A 15,500-nucleotide genomic window follows, 5' to 3' on the forward strand; every position below is an offset into this window, starting at 1 on the left:
CTGGCGCATGTGAAAGGGAGACGGAGGAAACACGGCAAATGAACTGCCTGTTTGAAGAACAAGGCATACCGGGCGTTCTGGAACTGGCGGAAAAGGCAGAGGCAGCCGCTGACTTGGAATTTGCCTTTGATCTTTATGAATTCGCAAGTCGCAAGGGCAGTCCGGTCGCATCATATAATGTCGGTGTGTTCTATGAGGAAGGTGGGATAGTCGAGCAGAGTACTGAAAAAGCAATAGAATATTACAGTGAAAGTGCGGCTGCTGATTTTGTTCCTGCGTTTTTTAATCTTGGTAATATTTTTTGCCGGGACAGTTTTTCAGAGAACAAAAAGGACTGTGCTTATTGGCTGCTTAAGGCGTTCCAAGCCGGAGATCTGGATGCTGGTTATAACCTGGCAATGTACTTGGTGAAAAACGAGACAGATCTCGACTGGGCAGAAGTGCTGCTCAATATGGCAGCGGAACAGGGGCATGAGCCATCGGCGTCATTCTTGGACGGGATCAAATGAGTGGCGATTTATGGCTTGAGAAAATGTATCGTGGCCGGAATTTTCACATTGTCCGGGAATACCGGAAAGCCTCTAAGCTTTTCCCAAATATCTGGAAAATATATATAATTTTTTCCAATGGTTCGACGCAACTTGTGTTTCAGGAAGACGCTGCCGAATTTGAACCAAATTTTTTGATCCTGGATCAGTCAGGTTTGTCCGATTTTTCCGACCTCCTTGATCGGACAACTTTCTCAGACGTTGCGCTGGACTGGAACCAGCCCGTCAGGGGAGTGGAGAGTGCGGTCTGCGGCGCTTTTTTTCTCGAGTGCTCTGGGTCCGGACACTGAATATGGATTGCCGCTTCAAAGACAACACTTGGGTTTTGCTCGTTCCTGGCCCCAAGCAGCTTGGAATTCTCGGCCAAATAGCCCGGATAAGTATGAAGTACTTCAAGAATTGGGAGGCTGAAGTTGCCGAACGATAACACTCTTCTCGAGGATATCCGGATCTTCAAAAATTTGGCCGAGGGACCGGTCGTTGAAGTCTCCGACATTGCCTTGACCTATCCGGCTTTGGAAATGAAAAGCATTCCGGGCAAGGCGGCTTTGGCAAACACCATTTCGATCCACTTGCATGAGTTTGTGCGAGATCAGGGCATTGAGACCCACTACGCGTCACGTGCAGGCAAGCAGGAGCAGGCAGTTTACGAGACGGAGCAGCTTCCGTTCGATCTTGTCGTTCGCAACCTGGCGGCAGGTGACCTCGTGTCGGATTTTGGTCTGGAGCCCAATTATCGTTTTCCCGAACCGCTGCTGGAGTTCTTTGTTCGTCCGGACAGGCTCGGCAAGAAACCCACCCGTGTTTCCGTAAGCCATCTCACAGCGTTTGATCTGGTCGCGCCTGAAGAAATCAATGTCATCAACGATATAGCGCTGAGATTGAACGATCTGCTGACCGGTGTTTTTTTCGGAATTGGGGTGCAGCTGGTCGATATTCGGATGGAGTTTGGTGCCCGTTTCGATGAAGAAGATGGCGACCCGGTGATCATGCTTGTCTCTGAATTGAACCCTGATGTCATGACGCTTCAGGATATCAGATCGGGGAAGGCTCTGGACTCAAGCCTTGCTTTTCAAGGTGAGGGCACCGGGCTTGAGGGCTACAAGGAAATTGCCCGCAGGTTCAAGCTGGATTCTGCCGCTGCCGCTCTAAAGCGGCAAATGAATTGACCCGAAAAAGCATTCCGATGTTTTGAATGAACGGACAAATGGAAACGGGTAACGGTACGCTCACAGGTTCTAGGCCAAACGGACAATTCTCGGTCGCATAGCGGTCGGGCCCGTGGCTCTGACTTCACAGCAGAAAAACCGCTTGCCGCCGCCTCTTTTGATCCCGATGCGAAATCTACCTGCAGATCAGAGTATCCTGGAGGAGGCACCGTCAGGTGCCGGGAACCTTGCGACCCGATCTCATGACCGGCCCACCACTGACATGTTTGGGACGCTCCATCTTTGGGCCACCGGCGGTAAGTGAACGGTCGGCATAGCGGCCGAGTGCGCGATGGCGGTCATACATGACAATTGCACCAGCCATTGCAACGTTGATGCAGAACTTGGTCGGGATCTTCACAAGGTGATCGCAGCGTTCAATCATGTGCGGTGACAGCGAGCCGCGTTCGGGACCAAGGACATAAGCTGCCTGAAGTGGATGGCCGAAGCTCGGCAGATCGATGGAATCGTCGGTCAGTTCGATACCGACCAGTTGGCACCCGCGTGGCAGATCCATGGTGTCGACGCTGTCCCAATTGAATACCGGGAGATGGCCGGGGCTTTTGGACGTATCTGACGGGGGCGCACCGCGAAGTTTCTTGTCAGCGTCAACAGTGAAGAAGAAATTTGCACCAAATGCATGGGCCGAACGCATCAGCGTGCCAAGGTTCATTCTTTTTGAAAGGCCTTCGGCCCCGACTGCAAAGTATCCGCGCATCCGTTTGTCCGCTGATTTCGACTGGCAGCCTCATACCGGAATTTCTTCCGGCTTTGAAGGTGTGCTTTATCCAGAATGCCAATATCTGTTGGCCCGGACGCTTGCTAGGGTAGCGAAATGTTGGGCAGGGGAGGTTTTGTACTCTGCCGATATCTGGATGATAGGGGTTGTCGTGAAAGCCTGTCTTTGCAAGTCATTTGGTCCACCGTCCAGTCTTGTTGTTGAGGACATCGCCGCGCCTGATGCCGGGCTCGGTGAGGTTGTTGTGAGAGTTAAGGCCTGCGCGCTGAATTTCTTCGACACGCTGATCATAAAGGGAAAGTACCAGTACAAGCCGGAGATGCCGTTTTCTCCCAGCGCTGAGTTTTCCGGAATTGTCGAGCAGGTTGGCGAGAATGTGACCGCTTTCACGCCTGGCGACCGTGTCATGGGGTATATGCGGTGGGGCGCGGCTCGGGAACTGATTGCGGTGCCTGCGATGGATCTCGTCCCTTTGCCGGAAGAGATTCCATTTGAAACGGCCGCCGGTCTGATCGTGACCTATGGCACGACACTGCACGCCTATCGCGACCGCGCCAATCTGAAATCCGGGGAGACCGTCGCGGTTCTTGGCGCATCCGGGGGCGTTGGCCAGGCCGCCGTCGAAATTGCCTCGGTCATGGGTGCAAAGGTGATCGCTTGTGCCTCCTCGGAGGAAAAGCTGGCCTTTGCCAGGACGCTTGGTGCAGAACTGACCGTCGACTATTCGCGGCAGCCGCTCAAGGAAAGCCTCAAGGATCTGACTGGAGGAACGGGTGTTGATGTCGTCTACGATCCGGTTGGCGGGGACCTTTCGGAACAGGCCTTAAGGGCAACCGCATGGGAAGGCCGCTTTCTGGTTATCGGGTTTGCAGCGGGAGACATCCCAAGAATTCCACTCAACATCGTCATGCTCAAGGGCTGCGACGTGATGGGTGTTTTTTGGGGAGCGGCAATCGACCGGGACCCGGAGGGTCATCGAAAGAACATGCATCAACTGCTCGCCTGGGTGCAGGAGGGCAAGCTGAAGCCACATATTCACGGCACCTATCCGCTTGAGGACATCGGTGCCGCGCTTGACGAAATCGCGGCGCGCCGTGTGCGCGGCAAAGTGATTGTCACGATGTGAATTCGGCAATCACTGGCGCATGATCCGATGGCTTCTCCCAGCCGCGAGCGTCGCGTAGCACCGAAGTGCTTTTAATGTGCGGGGCAAGTGGCTCAGACACCCAAACATGGTCAAGTCGACGACCTTTGTCGGCCTTCGACCAGTCCTTCGCTCGGTAGCTCCACCACGTGTAGAGTTTTTCTTCAAGCGGTGTGAATTGGCGCATGGCGTCGAGCCATCCCCCGGTTTCGCGTAGTTTTTCAAAAAGCTCGGTTTCGATCGGGGTATGGGAGACAACTTTCAAAAGCTGCTTGTGCGACCATACATCGTGTTCATAGGGGGCGACATTCAGATCGCCAACCAGTACCGCCGGACGCGCTGTCTCGACACCCTGAAGCCACGACTGCATTTCAGCCATGAAATCAAGCTTGTGGCCGAATTTTGGATTGATGTCCCGGTTTGGCTCGTCACCACCTGCCGGAACATAAAAATTATGCACACGCATGGCAGCGCCATTGAAGGGGACATCCACGGCGACATGGCGGCTGTCGCCGACATTGCAGAAATCGCGCTTCTCAACGTTGCTCAACGGGCGCCTGGAGACTGTTGCTACGCCGTGGTAACCCTTCTGTCCGTTGATCGCCATGTGCTCGTAACCAGCCTTGCGAAACGCATTTTCCGGAAAATTGGCGTCCGGGCATTTGGTTTCCTGCAGGCAAATCACATCAGGCGAAACTTCCTCAATCAGCTGTTCCACGATCGGCATACGAAGCCGGACGGAATTGATGTTCCAGGTGACGAGTTTCAGCCGTTCGCTCATGAGAGTCCTGCCAAAGATTAGAGGTTCGACAAGACATAAGGATTCGGCGCGCAAGTGCAAACGAATTCAGGTTCTGAATGACGTCGCTTTGCATCAAGGCAGCGAAGCGCCGAAAGTTACACCAACTGCTGTGTTCTGGTGAGAAAGCGGTCAATTTCCAGAAACGCTTTGGCGGTCTCGGGAAGCTCCGGCCACATTGGCCAGACGTGCCACATGTCCGCGTAGACCGACAACGAGCTGTCGGTGCCTTGAGCCTTGAGCCGCTCTGCCATACGAACGGAATCGCTCAGCCAGAGTTCATGATCGCCGGCGAGAAGCAAAAACGGCGGCAGGTTGTGGAGTTCGGCAAAGAGCGGAGAAATCACCGGGTCAGCCAGATCGATCCTGCCGATAAAGTGTTTTTGCCAGTCGATCAGACTTTCGGGTGACAGGACCGGGTCGACTTCCGCTCTGCTTTGAAAACTCTCGCCGGAAAGTGATGTGTCAAAGGCTCCTGAGAGTGAAACGGCGGCATATGGCAGGTCCGTTCCTTTCTCGCGCAGCCTGACCAAAGCGGAAAGAACCACAGTTGCACCACTGCTGTCTCCTGCAAAGGCTATCCGGTCTGAGTTGGTACCTTCGTTGATGAGAAGAGAATAGACGGCCAAAAAATCGTCTCGTGGGGCAGTTGCCTGGTGTTCGGGCAGCCGTCGGTAGCCGACCAGCAGGATGGTCCGGTTCAGTGCAACGGCAATTTGCGAACAGAAAACCCGATGCGTTTCGATGGCGCCTGTTACCAGTCCACCGCCGTGGGCATAGAGAAGTATGTCGTCATTTTGAGGATTGTCCGGCAGTAGCCAAAGACATCTGGTGCCCGCGATCTCCTCCGCTTTTTCCGAGCAACCCTCCGCAATGACGTCGTCGCGAACCGCGTCTTCCCACTGACGTCTTTCCTCTTCCAATGAAAGCTGCGGTTGGACCGGTGACCGGATCAGGCTGGCGCGAATTTTCTGGCTGACTGAATTGGTCATTGGGTGTGTTGTCTCTCAAACGCACGGGGGCGGGATGGGAATCAAATACAAATCTAACTCGATGAAGCCTTGAGAAGGGCAACTCTTTGACAAAACCGGCACTCTAAAAAGCCTGTGCACGGAAAAAGCCAGAAGGGGTCAATTTGGACTCTGATCTGCCGCAATCTCCGATTAATCGCGGTTCGGGTTGAAAGTTGATACGTGTTTGTGCGCAGAAATCGTGAATTCGTCTACACTCCGTTAGGAAATCCCGCGCATTTTGGGCGGTGATGGAAAGTCTTTCTTAACTTTGCCGAGGATGTTGTGCTGGCACTCATCAAGTCCATTTGTTCTGTCTTTGGGTTCATTTTTCTAAGCTCTTGTGCAGCTTACGATTTCCCGGATCCAACGCCTGAAGACTATGCGGTGCACGGCATCGACATCTCCCGCTGGCAGGGAGATATCGATTGGGTGGCAGTGAAACAATCCGGAAGGGCGGCCTTTGCCTGGATCAAGGCCACCGAGGGCGGGGACCATGTCGACCCGCGCTTCGTGGACAACTGGATCGGGGCACGCAAGGCAGGTGTTCCGCGGGGGGCTTATCATTTCTATTATTTCTGCCGCCCGGTCGAAGAGCAGATTTCCTGGGTGAAAGAAATTGTTCCTGTCGACCCTCAGGCAATTCCGCTCGTGCTTGATATGGAATGGAATGCTCATTCCAAAACCTGTACCACTCGTCCCCCTCGTGAACAGATCGTGCGGGACATGAAGATCTTCCTTGATGAAATGGAAAGACACTACGGCAAGCGACCGGTTATCTATTCATCAGTTGATTTTCACCGCGATCGTCTGGTTGGAGCTCTCAAGGGTGAGCAGTTCTGGTTGAGGTCCGTGGCCGACTATCCCAACAACATCTACGATCAACGCGATGATTGGTACTTTTGGCAATATACGGCGGAAGGCCGTGTCCAGGGGATCAAGGGCGATGTTGACCGGAACGTTTTCTTCGGGACCAGATCGCAATACCGTGCCTGGTTGCGTGGTGAACTGCGGCGCTAATGGCTGCGCACGTCAGAGCAGGAGACGGCGGTCCTGCGCTAACGAATCTTGACCTGATGCGCCACGTCCTTGCCGTTGCTGACGGTCACCTGACTGAAGCCAATCAGTTTGCAGAAATCAAAGAAGTTCAGTTCGTGAGGCTGATCTGACCGGGAAAAGAGCTCCGTAGAACGGGCTTTTGAGGTGAGCGAAGCAAGCAGCGCTCTCAACCGAAACAGCGTGTCGTATTGTCCGTTTCCGGACGCGACGATGATCAGCTTCTCAAGGTCTCCGCCTTTTGCGAACAGATGATAGCCTGGGTGCCAGGATTGCTTTTCCTGAAGAGTGGCGAGACCAACCACGAACGCAGCTCGCGACCGCTTGCTGGCATCGGGAGCTGTTTTGATTTCTGAGATATAGACTTCCCGTGTCTGTGGTTCGGGATAGTAATATCCCGCATGCCCGTCAAATGCATGACTTGCTGCGGACGCCGCTGCCAGAAATGCAGCGCTTAAAATGATGGACCTGAGTTTTCTGGATAACGCGCGCATAGCCCCTCCCTGCCTGTCCGGCCCAGCCTGTCTGGAAAGGGCGATTATGAAGCCGAAGCTGACGCTTTATGCAAGTAAACTCAATCGGGCCCGGGCTTAGAGGACTCGTGTTGGACGTAAATCACACCGTCCAGCGGGCCGATGCAAGCTTACGGATCTGTCATTAAGCCGCTACAGTTTCGCCACTTTGAGGGTGCACATCGATGAAGTGCCGTGGCGAACCTGTTGGAGCTGACGAGAATGACATTGATTCGATTGCCGCTTGCAATCCTGGCGCTGTGCGCAATGGCCTGGCCTGCGGCCGCCCAATCCGGCGGACCGGCGATTGCCTATACAACGGCAAACCTGAACATGCGTGCCGGACCTGGAACCAACTATCCGGTTATTACCACCGTGCCTTACGGCGGAGCGGTGACGGTATTCGGGTGTACGGCCAATTTCAGCTGGTGTGATGCCGCTTTTGCGAACACCAAGGGTTGGGTCTCCGGACGCTATCTGAACTATGGCGGTGGCGGCAACTACTACGGTCGGCCGATTCCGAACGCAGGCGTGTATATCGGTGTCCCACGGTACAATCGAAATTATCCGATTTACCGCCGCCCGCCCGCCGTCGTGCGTCCCTACCGGCCATATTACCCACCGCGCCGCTATTAGGTCTTTTGAAGACGCGTCAGACGAAGGACACGGGCCCGCTACTGGGCGGGCCTTGGGCCTGCCATGACCAGGGACCAGAAAACCTTGTGTTTGGCATTTGCGGAATATGCGGTCGCAATGCCGAGGCGCGTGGCATCGCGTGTCAGAAGTACCTGATTGTGATTTGGGGACTCCCGCCAGCCGGAAAACGCTTCGGCAAAGGTCCGGTAGCCGGCGCTGACGTTTTCAGCCGCAGCGGTCTTGGGCTCTCCGATGCTGTTCATGCGGGTGGCAAGTTGCTGGTTGGCAGCCAACGATGCCTTCACTGAACCTGCCGCTGCCATTGCGTCGGCCTGGCTTTGCGCAATGCCTGTCAGCTGGGCATCCGGTGTCACAGGCGGCAGGCCGTTGTTGATCCGGTATTGAGAAATCATTTGTGCCGCTGTCGCCGGGTCGACCTGTCCGTCGGTCTTTGCCAAATCCTGGTAAAATGGCGGTGTTTGGAGGCGTTCACCCATGCACGCCGAAACAATCATGAGAGCGAGGCCGGCGGCGGTTAGCTGCAGGACGGATCGGGCCTTGGGTAAATCAATCACGAAATGATGCTCCAGACGCAAAAGGGAAGCGATTCGCTTGCCAATCGACTGGTGATGGAGCGAAACCCGAGCAGAATTGCGGCAGCACCTTAAGGAGTTGCAAATTTCGCGGAAAAAAGCCAGCCCGCTGCGCGGACTGGCAAGGCTGCATGAGGCTCTTAGTATGGCCTTCTGGGGAGCTCTTTGTCTTAGCGTTTGCCTGCCTCGAGCACGTCTTCGAGGGTTCTCAGGCCTGTGGTTGGGGCAGAGACCAATACAGACATGTTTCCGGGCGCGTGCTCGTTCTTCCACATCTTGGTGTGGGCTTTGGGAATCTGGTCCCAGGGGAAAACTTCTGACATGTAAGGGTCGATGCGACGCTCGATCATCAGCTTGTTCGCGGCAGACGCCTGCTTCAGATGGGCAAAGTGAGACCCTTGCAGTCGTTTTTGATGCATCCACATATAGCGAACATCAAAGGTACAGTTGAAGCCGGACGTGCCCGCACAAATCACAACCATACCGCCCTTCTTGCAGACGAATGTTGAGATCGGGAACGTCGCTTCGCCAGGATGTTCGAAGACGATGTCGACGTTGTTGCCTTTTCCAGTGAACTCCCAGATGGCCTTGCCGAACTTCCGCGCTTCCTTGAACCATTCCGCATATTCAGGGGAGCCGACCGCCGGGAGCTGTCCCCAACACTTGAAGTCCTTGCGGTTGATGACGCCCTTGGCACCGAGTTCCATGACGAACTGGCGTTTGTCTTCGTCCGATATGACGCCGATGGCGTTGCCGCCCGCTGCGGTTATCAGCTGTATCGCGTAGGAGCCGAGACCGCCGGAAGCACCCCAGACCAACACGTTCTGGCCAGGTTTCAGCTCATGCGGGTGATGACCGAACAGCATCCGGTAGGCCGTTGCCAGGGTCAGCGTGTAGCAGGCGCTTTCTTCCCAGGTCAGGTGCTTTGGGCGCGGCATCAGCTGTTGGGCTTGCGCGCGGGTGAATTGAGCAAATGAACCGTCCGGCGTTTCGTAGCCCCAGATGCGCTGCGAGTTGGAATACATCGGATCGCCACCGTTGCACTCCTCGTCGTCGCCGTCGTCCTGGTTGCAGTGAATGACGACTTCGTCACCGACCTTCCAGCGCTTTACCTTGTCCCCGACAGCCCAGACAATGCCTGACGCGTCGGAGCCTGCGATGTGATAGGGGGCTCCGTGACCGTCAAACGGACTGATCGGTTCTCCGAGACCGGCCCAGATGCCATTGTAGTTGACGCCGGCAGCCATCACCAGAACCAGCACTTCATGGCTGTCCAGTTCCCAGGTCGGTACGACCTCAAGCTGCATTGCCTGTTCCGGAGCGCCGTGACGCTCCCGGCGAATTGCCCACGCATACATGTTCTTGGGAACATGGCCGAGGGGCGGGATTTCACCGACTTCATAAAGATCTTTCAAGGGAGCTTCTCCCCGCGTCAGGTTGTCATTGGCTTCAGACGCTGCTGTCATACTTCCCCTCCCAGGGTATTTTTGGTCGCCGTGTAATTTCGCAATTGCACAAAGCGCGTTTGGATCGAAACCCGGTTTTGCGCAACTATTGTTCAAAATGACGCGTACATCTATTCGACTATTGCTTAACTTGCGTTTTGATGCCAAGCATATTTTGCATTGCGAGAGAAAAATTTCGCAAGCGCGTAATTTCGGGTCCACGGATTGCGGGGTGGCGTAAGTCAGCCAAAGCCGTGTTGCCGATTGCGAAAAAAACAGGCTGGAGAATGCCTTAGAACGCTCATTGATCGTGGCTATACGGTCTGGGTGTTGGGCCAATTGAGGATTGATCAGGCGAACGGAATTCATGTGTAGTCTTGCGAGCCGGTCAATCACGGAGGAGAAAGCGGAATGAGCGCAACAGGTGAAAAGGGGCAGGAGCGGGACCGGCCCTGGATTTTCCGGACTTATGCGGGTCATTCAACAGCCGCTGAATCGAACAAACTCTATAGAAGCAATCTCGCTAAAGGGCAGACCGGCTTGTCTGTTGCGTTCGATTTGCCGACGCAGACAGGGTATGACCCTGATGATCAGCTGGCACGCGGTGAAGTCGGCAAGGTTGGCGTGCCGGTTGCCCATCTTGGCGACATGCGTACGCTCTTTGACGAGATTCCGCTGGATCGCATGAATACGTCCATGACGATCAATGCTACCGCGCCCTGGCTTCTGTCGCTCTACATTGCCGCCGCTGATGAACAGGGAGCTGACCGGAAACTCCTGTCAGGCACAACTCAGAACGACATCATCAAGGAATACCTGTCTCGCGGCACGTATGTGTTTCCGCCGGCACCGTCCCTCAGGCTGACAACGGACGTAATCGCCTGGACTTATTCCAACATGCCCAAGTGGAACCCGATGAATGTGTGCTCCTATCACTTGCAGGAGGCAGGTGCCACGCCGGTGCAGGAATTGTCCTTTGCACTTGCCACGGCCGTCGCCATTCTGGACTCCATGAAGGCAAGCCGTGCCATTCCCGAAGAAGACTTTCCAAAAGCGGTCGGCCGGATCTCCTTCTTCGTCAACGCAGGCATGCGTTTCGTCACCGAGATGTGCAAGATGCGTGCATTCACCGAGCTCTGGGATGAGATCTGCCGTGAACGTTATGGTGTCGAGGAGGAGCGCTACCGGCGTTTCCGCTATGGCGTTCAGGTCAATTCTCTCGGCTTGACCGAGCAGCAACCGGAAAACAACGTCTATCGCATTCTTCTGGAAATGCTCGCGGTCGTGCTGTCCAAAAACGCGCGCGCGCGTGCGGTTCAATTGCCGGCATGGAACGAAGCGCTCGGTCTTCCACGTCCGTTCGACCAGCAGTGGTCGCTGAGAATGCAGCAGATTGTCGCCTACGAGACGGACCTTCTGGAATATGCCGACATTTTTGACGGATCGACGGAGATCACGAAAAAGGTTGAAGCGCTGAAAGCGGAGGCCCGTGAAGAGCTCGCCCGGATCGATGCGATGGGCGGTGCCGTGGCGGCGGTCGATTCAAGCTACATGAAGCGGCAGCTCGTGGAAAGCAACTCCGCCCGATTGGCCGCGATTGAAGCCGGAGATCAAGTGGTTGTCGGTGTCAATCGTTGGACGGATAGTGAACCGTCGCCTCTGGCAACAGGTGAAGACGGTGCGATCCTGACTGTCCCTGAACATGTTGAAGACGAGGCCATTGAGAAGCTTGAGGCCTGGCGTGGCGCGCGCGACGATGCAGCTGTTGAGAGTGCCCTTGAAGAGCTGAAATCTGCAGCCCAGGAAGGTCGCAACATCATGGAGCCCTCGATTGCAGCCGCCAAGGCCGGCGTCACCACGGGCGAATGGGGCCGGACGCTTCGCCAAGTCTTTGGAGAATACCGCGCTCCGACCGGTGTCGGTCAGGCCGTGCGCGATGAAGCCGGTGATCTCGCTGCGGTTCGAGGTGATGTGGACGTCGTTTCGAAGACGCTCGGGCGGCGGCTGAAATTCCTTGTCGGCAAGCCGGGTCTCGATGGCCATTCCAATGGTGCAGAACAAATCGCCGTGCGTGCACGGGATTGCGGTATGGAAGTGGTCTATGAGGGTATCCGTTTGACACCTGCACAAATTGTCAATGCGGCAGTCGAGGAAGATGTCCACGTTATTGGTCTGTCGATCCTGTCCGGGTCTCACATGGCGCTGGTGCGTGATGTGATGGAAAAGTTGCGTGCAGCGGGTGCGGATGACATTCCAGTTGTGGTGGGTGGCATCATTCCAGATGAAGACGGTGCACAACTGAAAGCCATGGGCGTTGCAGCGGTCTACACACCAAAGGATTTCCAGTTAACCGACATCATGGCCGACGTGGTGAAAATTGTCGGAACGCGCGCGGATGAGGCCGCCTAGGCCAAGCAGGGCGTGACAATTCGGGCGCTTCGAAACGCATACGGATCATTCACGTCCGACCTGAAGTTTGACCGGCTATTGTCCTATCTGAAACAACGAGTTAACTTAACGTAAAGCTTTGTTAACTCTTTGTTGAGATATTCGGAAGGGTTTGCCAGAAGGCGAACTCTCTCTGAATGGCCAGGAGGCCGGAATGGCGACGATTGAGCGGCCGCACTCGGCCCAGGTCGTGGCGCATGCGACAGAGTATCCAGCGGACCGCGACGGTGACGGCACCGGCTACGACCGCAGAAAGAAGCGTAACACCGCAGAGCGCCATGAAACACAAACCCAAGGGTCTGAGAACGACCCGGCGGTTCTTGTCGAGTCTCACCCTGTTGACAGCCATGCGCTTGACGGCGTTGCCGCCTATCGTGCGGCTGCCTTAAGTGCCCTGGAACCAAGCGTTGATCATGGCCCCGTCAGCCCTCTTCGCGGACCTGTGGACCGATTGCCGGCGGAAAACATTCGCCATGCCTATGAAGACCATGGCGACACGGACCTGTTACCGCACGAAGTCAATGTTGCGACTTGAGCCAGTGCCGCAACCCATCAGGAAGTTGATCACCCCTTAGCTTAAGCGCCCACCACTTGCGTCCCAACGGCCGAGCGGCTATGTCGCAGGTAAGTAATCCTACGTATCTCGCAAATTGCGGCGTTAAAGGTGGGGCAGATTTGGTTCAAACCTCGATTCGTATTGAGGTTTGGCCGCAGCAGGGGCGCGTTGGTCTTGGTCGATACGATTTTGAGTTTGGCGGCACAAAACCTGTTGTCGCCCATCATCCTGTTTTTTGCTCTTGGCCTGGCCGCGGCCCTTGTCCGCTCCGACCTTTCGGTGCCGGAGGCAGCTGCAAAAACCCTGTCTATCTATCTGCTGTTCGCGATCGGCTTCAAGGGCGGGGTCAGTGTCAGCGATCATGGCGTCGACGCCACGCTGGTCTTGTCGCTGATCGCCGGATTGATCCTGTCGTTCCTTTTGCCGTTTGCTGCATTTGGCTTGCTACGCGTGATGACGCGGCTTGATGCGTTGGACGCAGCGGCAGTCGCAGGGCACTACGGATCGATTTCGATCGTGACATTCGTCGCGGCCACGTCGGTTCTGCAAAGTCAGGGCATCGCCAGCGAAGGCTATCTGGTTGCCGTTGCTGCCGTCATGGAAGCGCCCGCGATCCTGTCGGCCCTGTGGCTTGCTGCAAGGTTCTCAACACAGGCGGCCAATGAAGGCCGGGCGCAGGATTCCAAGGGGCTTTTTAGGGAAATCCTTTTTAACGGTTCAATCGTGTTGCTGGTTGGGTCCTTCGTGATCGGATTCCTGTCGGGCCCGCAAGGCTTGTCGGAAATCGAGAGCTTCATTGTTGCTCCCTTCAAAGGTGTGCTGTGCCTGTTTCTTCTGGATATGGGTCTGGTCGCTGGCCGCGGCCTCAGGTCAAGTGCACATTATCTGCGCCCTGGTTTGATCCTTTTCGGGATTGTCATGCCGATCATTGGTTCGTTTGCCGGGCTGGTCGCTGCCAGCATGATCGGCCTCTCCACTGGCGGCACGGTATTGCTTATGACGCTGAGTGCATCAGCGTCCTATATTGCGGTGCCGGCGGCAATGAGGGTGGCCTTGCCCGAAGCCAATCCGTCAATTTACCTGACCATGTCGCTCGGCATTACGTTTCCATTCAATCTGACGATCGGTATTCCGCTATACCTATCGCTTGCCCAGGTCATTTGAGGATGTCGCCATGGAAATGAAAGACGCGAAAAGAGTCGAGATTACCATCGAAGCACCGATGGAAACGCGGCTGACTGACGCTCTGGATGGAGCTGGTGTAACAGGCTATACGATATTGCCGGTTATGGGCGGCAGCGGACGGTCTGGGCGATGGAGCCGCGAGGGCCAGGTTTCGCGCGCTGGCGGCATGATCCAGATTATTTGCATCATCCGGCCGGATCGGTTGGATGCGCTTTTGGAAGCAGCCTTCGGCGTCGTGGAACGGCACATCGGTGTTGTTACAGTGACAGATTGCTCGGTGCTGCGAGCCGAGCGGTTCTGATTTATACGGTAATATACGTATATCATCGGATTTTTTCGTTTCAGGAAGCTGATAAAAGGGTCTTTTGATCAAGCTGCTACTTTGGCGGCGCAAATCGGGAGATCGGCATTTGAGCTTGCCCAAGCATCTGCTGGATGGTTACGAACGCTATCTGAACAAGGGGTTTGTGAGGAATCGTGAAACCCACGAAAGGCTCGCGCTTTACGGTCAAAAACCGGAAGTGATGGTCATTTCCTGTTGCGACAGCCGTGTGACTCCTGAAGGTATCTTCAACATGGGCCCCGGTGAGCTGTTTGTTGTGCGCAATGTCGCCAATCTCGTTCCACCTTATGAGGACACAGAAGGCCAGCACGGCACCAGTGCGGCAATCGAGTTCGGGGTCGGCAGCCTCAAGGTCAAGCATCTCGTCGTTATGGGCCATGGACAGTGTGGTGGTGTCAAAGCGTTCCGCGAGCATGCCAATGCGCCTATGGAAACAGGACAGTTTATTGGCCGTTGGATCAAGTTGCTGGAACCTGCTGCCATCGCCATGGCGTGTATGCCTCTCGACCAGGCCGACGATCCGCAATTGGCCATGGAATATGCCGGGATCCGCCAGTCGCTGAAAAACCTGATGACGTTTCCATTCATTGAAAAAGCTGTTCAGGACGGAACCTTGCGGCTCCACGGTGCCTGGTTCGATATCGGCTCCGGTGAACTTCGGGTAATGAACGAAGACAGCCAGCGCTTTAAAGAGGTCGAGCATCCACCGATCAAAGTGGTCGCGAAATCAGCAGGCCACTGACCTTCATGCAGATTGATCCGAAGCTATTTCGACGCCTGGCCGCCTATAATGGATGGATGACGCAAAAGACCTATGAGGCAGCAGGCAATCTGAGTGATGCGGAGCGAAAGGCGGACAAAGGTGCGTTTTTTCGGTCCGTGCATTCCACGCTCAACCATCTCCTGTTTGCAGACAGGGTCTGGATGCGGCGATTTACCGGCCGACCTTATGATATCAAGGGAATGGGGGTCGATCTCTTCGATGATTTCGCCGAACTTAAGGCCGCTCACCTTCAGATCTGCGAAGATATCAATATCTTCACGGCTGAGCTGTCAGAAGATTGGCTCTCCGGTACACTTGAATGGACGAGTGTGACAGATCGCAAGACCCGCCGGCGTCCACGCTGGCTGCTGGTGACACACATGTTCAATCATCAGACACATCACCGGGGCCAATTATCGACCCTGTTGTTCCAAGCCGGAATAGATATTGGCGTAACCGATCTGCCCTTTATGCCAGACCTGATTGGCGAATATTCCGATTAACAAAAGAGATTG

17 protein-coding genes are annotated in these 15,500 nt (G+C 55.2%); 11 read left to right on the plus strand and 6 right to left on the minus strand.

The annotated features are described in order from the left end of the window. The first annotated feature begins 38 nt into the window (after positions 1-38). Together ACZ1HV_RS17780 and ACZ1HV_RS17785 are read left to right on the plus strand one after the other, a co-directional pair. Positions 39-509 carry a tetratricopeptide repeat protein gene (locus ACZ1HV_RS17780; RefSeq protein WP_298817285.1) on the plus strand — a complete coding sequence of 157 codons (471 nt, stop codon included), beginning with the start codon at positions 39-41 and terminating at the stop codon, positions 507-509. A 452-nt stretch (positions 510-961) separates the two neighbouring features. Next, entirely contained in the window at positions 962-1,717 is a 756-nt protein-coding gene (locus ACZ1HV_RS17785) for a phosphoribosylaminoimidazolesuccinocarboxamide synthase (RefSeq protein WP_472715897.1), read from the plus strand. 211 nt (positions 1,718-1,928) lie between these two features. Here ACZ1HV_RS17785 and ACZ1HV_RS17790 read toward each other — a convergent pair whose 3' ends face one another. Continuing rightward, positions 1,929-2,474 carry an RNA methyltransferase gene (locus ACZ1HV_RS17790; RefSeq protein WP_298985330.1) on the minus strand — a complete coding sequence of 182 codons (546 nt, stop codon included), beginning with the start codon at positions 2,472-2,474 and terminating at the stop codon, positions 1,929-1,931. 172 nt (positions 2,475-2,646) lie between these two features. On the opposite strand from ACZ1HV_RS17790, the gene ACZ1HV_RS17795 reads away from it, so the two are divergent. Then, complete coding sequence (locus tag ACZ1HV_RS17795; protein WP_472718467.1) at positions 2,647-3,621, plus strand: NADPH:quinone oxidoreductase family protein; 975 nt, start codon at positions 2,647-2,649, stop codon at positions 3,619-3,621. On the opposite strand, the gene xth is transcribed toward ACZ1HV_RS17795, so the two are convergent. Next, a complete protein-coding gene (gene xth, locus ACZ1HV_RS17800) occupies positions 3,611-4,420 on the minus strand; it encodes an exodeoxyribonuclease III (protein ID WP_298817279.1) in 810 nt (269 codons plus the stop codon). The genes ACZ1HV_RS17795 and xth overlap by 11 nt on opposite strands. Positions 4,421-4,536: 116 nt before the next feature. After that, on the minus strand, positions 4,537-5,430 hold the full coding sequence (locus ACZ1HV_RS17805) for an alpha/beta hydrolase (protein WP_298817277.1): 894 nt from the start codon (positions 5,428-5,430) through the stop codon (positions 4,537-4,539). Between the two features lie 303 nt (positions 5,431-5,733). Here ACZ1HV_RS17805 and ACZ1HV_RS17810 point away from each other — a divergent pair, with 303 nt between their 5' ends. After that, positions 5,734-6,468 (plus strand): glycoside hydrolase family 25 protein, encoded by a 735-nt coding sequence (locus tag ACZ1HV_RS17810; protein ID WP_472715898.1) that lies wholly within the window; start codon positions 5,734-5,736, stop codon positions 6,466-6,468. 38 nt (positions 6,469-6,506) lie between these two features. Here ACZ1HV_RS17810 and ACZ1HV_RS17815 read toward each other — a convergent pair whose 3' ends face one another. Further along, entirely contained in the window at positions 6,507-6,998 is a 492-nt protein-coding gene (locus ACZ1HV_RS17815) for a hypothetical protein (protein ID WP_472715899.1), read from the minus strand. Positions 6,999-7,238: 240 nt separating this feature from the next. Here ACZ1HV_RS17815 and ACZ1HV_RS17820 point away from each other — a divergent pair, with 240 nt between their 5' ends. Continuing rightward, positions 7,239-7,652 (plus strand): SH3 domain-containing protein, encoded by a 414-nt coding sequence (locus ACZ1HV_RS17820; RefSeq protein ID WP_298817270.1) that lies wholly within the window; start codon positions 7,239-7,241, stop codon positions 7,650-7,652. A 38-nt stretch (positions 7,653-7,690) separates the two neighbouring features. Here the strand turns inward: ACZ1HV_RS17820 and ACZ1HV_RS17825 are convergent, their stop codons facing one another. Together ACZ1HV_RS17825 and ccrA are read right to left on the minus strand one after the other, a co-directional pair. Further along, on the minus strand, positions 7,691-8,227 hold the full coding sequence (locus ACZ1HV_RS17825; protein WP_298817268.1) for a CAP domain-containing protein: 537 nt from the start codon (positions 8,225-8,227) through the stop codon (positions 7,691-7,693). A gap of 188 nt (positions 8,228-8,415) precedes the next feature. Next, complete coding sequence (gene ccrA, locus ACZ1HV_RS17830) at positions 8,416-9,711, minus strand: crotonyl-CoA carboxylase/reductase (protein ID WP_298817266.1); 1,296 nt, start codon at positions 9,709-9,711, stop codon at positions 8,416-8,418. A gap of 390 nt (positions 9,712-10,101) precedes the next feature. On the opposite strand from ccrA, the gene ACZ1HV_RS17835 reads away from it, so the two are divergent. The 6 genes from ACZ1HV_RS17835 (at position 10,102) to ACZ1HV_RS17860 (ending at position 15,488) form a co-directional block, all read left to right on the plus strand. Then, entirely contained in the window at positions 10,102-12,099 is a 1,998-nt protein-coding gene (locus tag ACZ1HV_RS17835) for a protein meaA (protein WP_298817264.1), read from the plus strand. 193 nt (positions 12,100-12,292) lie between these two features. Continuing rightward, positions 12,293-12,673 carry a hypothetical protein gene (locus ACZ1HV_RS17840; RefSeq protein WP_298817262.1) on the plus strand — a complete coding sequence of 127 codons (381 nt, stop codon included), beginning with the start codon at positions 12,293-12,295 and terminating at the stop codon, positions 12,671-12,673. 195 nt (positions 12,674-12,868) lie between these two features. Beyond that, positions 12,869-13,858: a sodium-dependent bicarbonate transport family permease gene (locus ACZ1HV_RS17845; RefSeq protein ID WP_298985338.1), complete on the plus strand. Its 990-nt coding sequence runs from the start codon at positions 12,869-12,871 to the stop codon at positions 13,856-13,858. Between the two features lie 10 nt (positions 13,859-13,868). Next, positions 13,869-14,180 (plus strand): P-II family nitrogen regulator, encoded by a 312-nt coding sequence (locus ACZ1HV_RS17850; RefSeq protein WP_298817258.1) that lies wholly within the window; start codon positions 13,869-13,871, stop codon positions 14,178-14,180. A 109-nt stretch (positions 14,181-14,289) separates the two neighbouring features. After that, a complete protein-coding gene (locus tag ACZ1HV_RS17855) occupies positions 14,290-14,964 on the plus strand; it encodes a carbonic anhydrase (RefSeq protein WP_298817255.1) in 675 nt (224 codons plus the stop codon). Between the two features lie 5 nt (positions 14,965-14,969). After that, positions 14,970-15,488 carry a DinB family protein gene (locus tag ACZ1HV_RS17860; RefSeq protein ID WP_298963655.1) on the plus strand — a complete coding sequence of 173 codons (519 nt, stop codon included), beginning with the start codon at positions 14,970-14,972 and terminating at the stop codon, positions 15,486-15,488. The last annotated feature ends 12 nt before the right edge of the window (positions 15,489-15,500 follow it).

The sequence above is a fragment of the Roseibium sp. JB4-4 genome, from assembly GCF_055693425.1.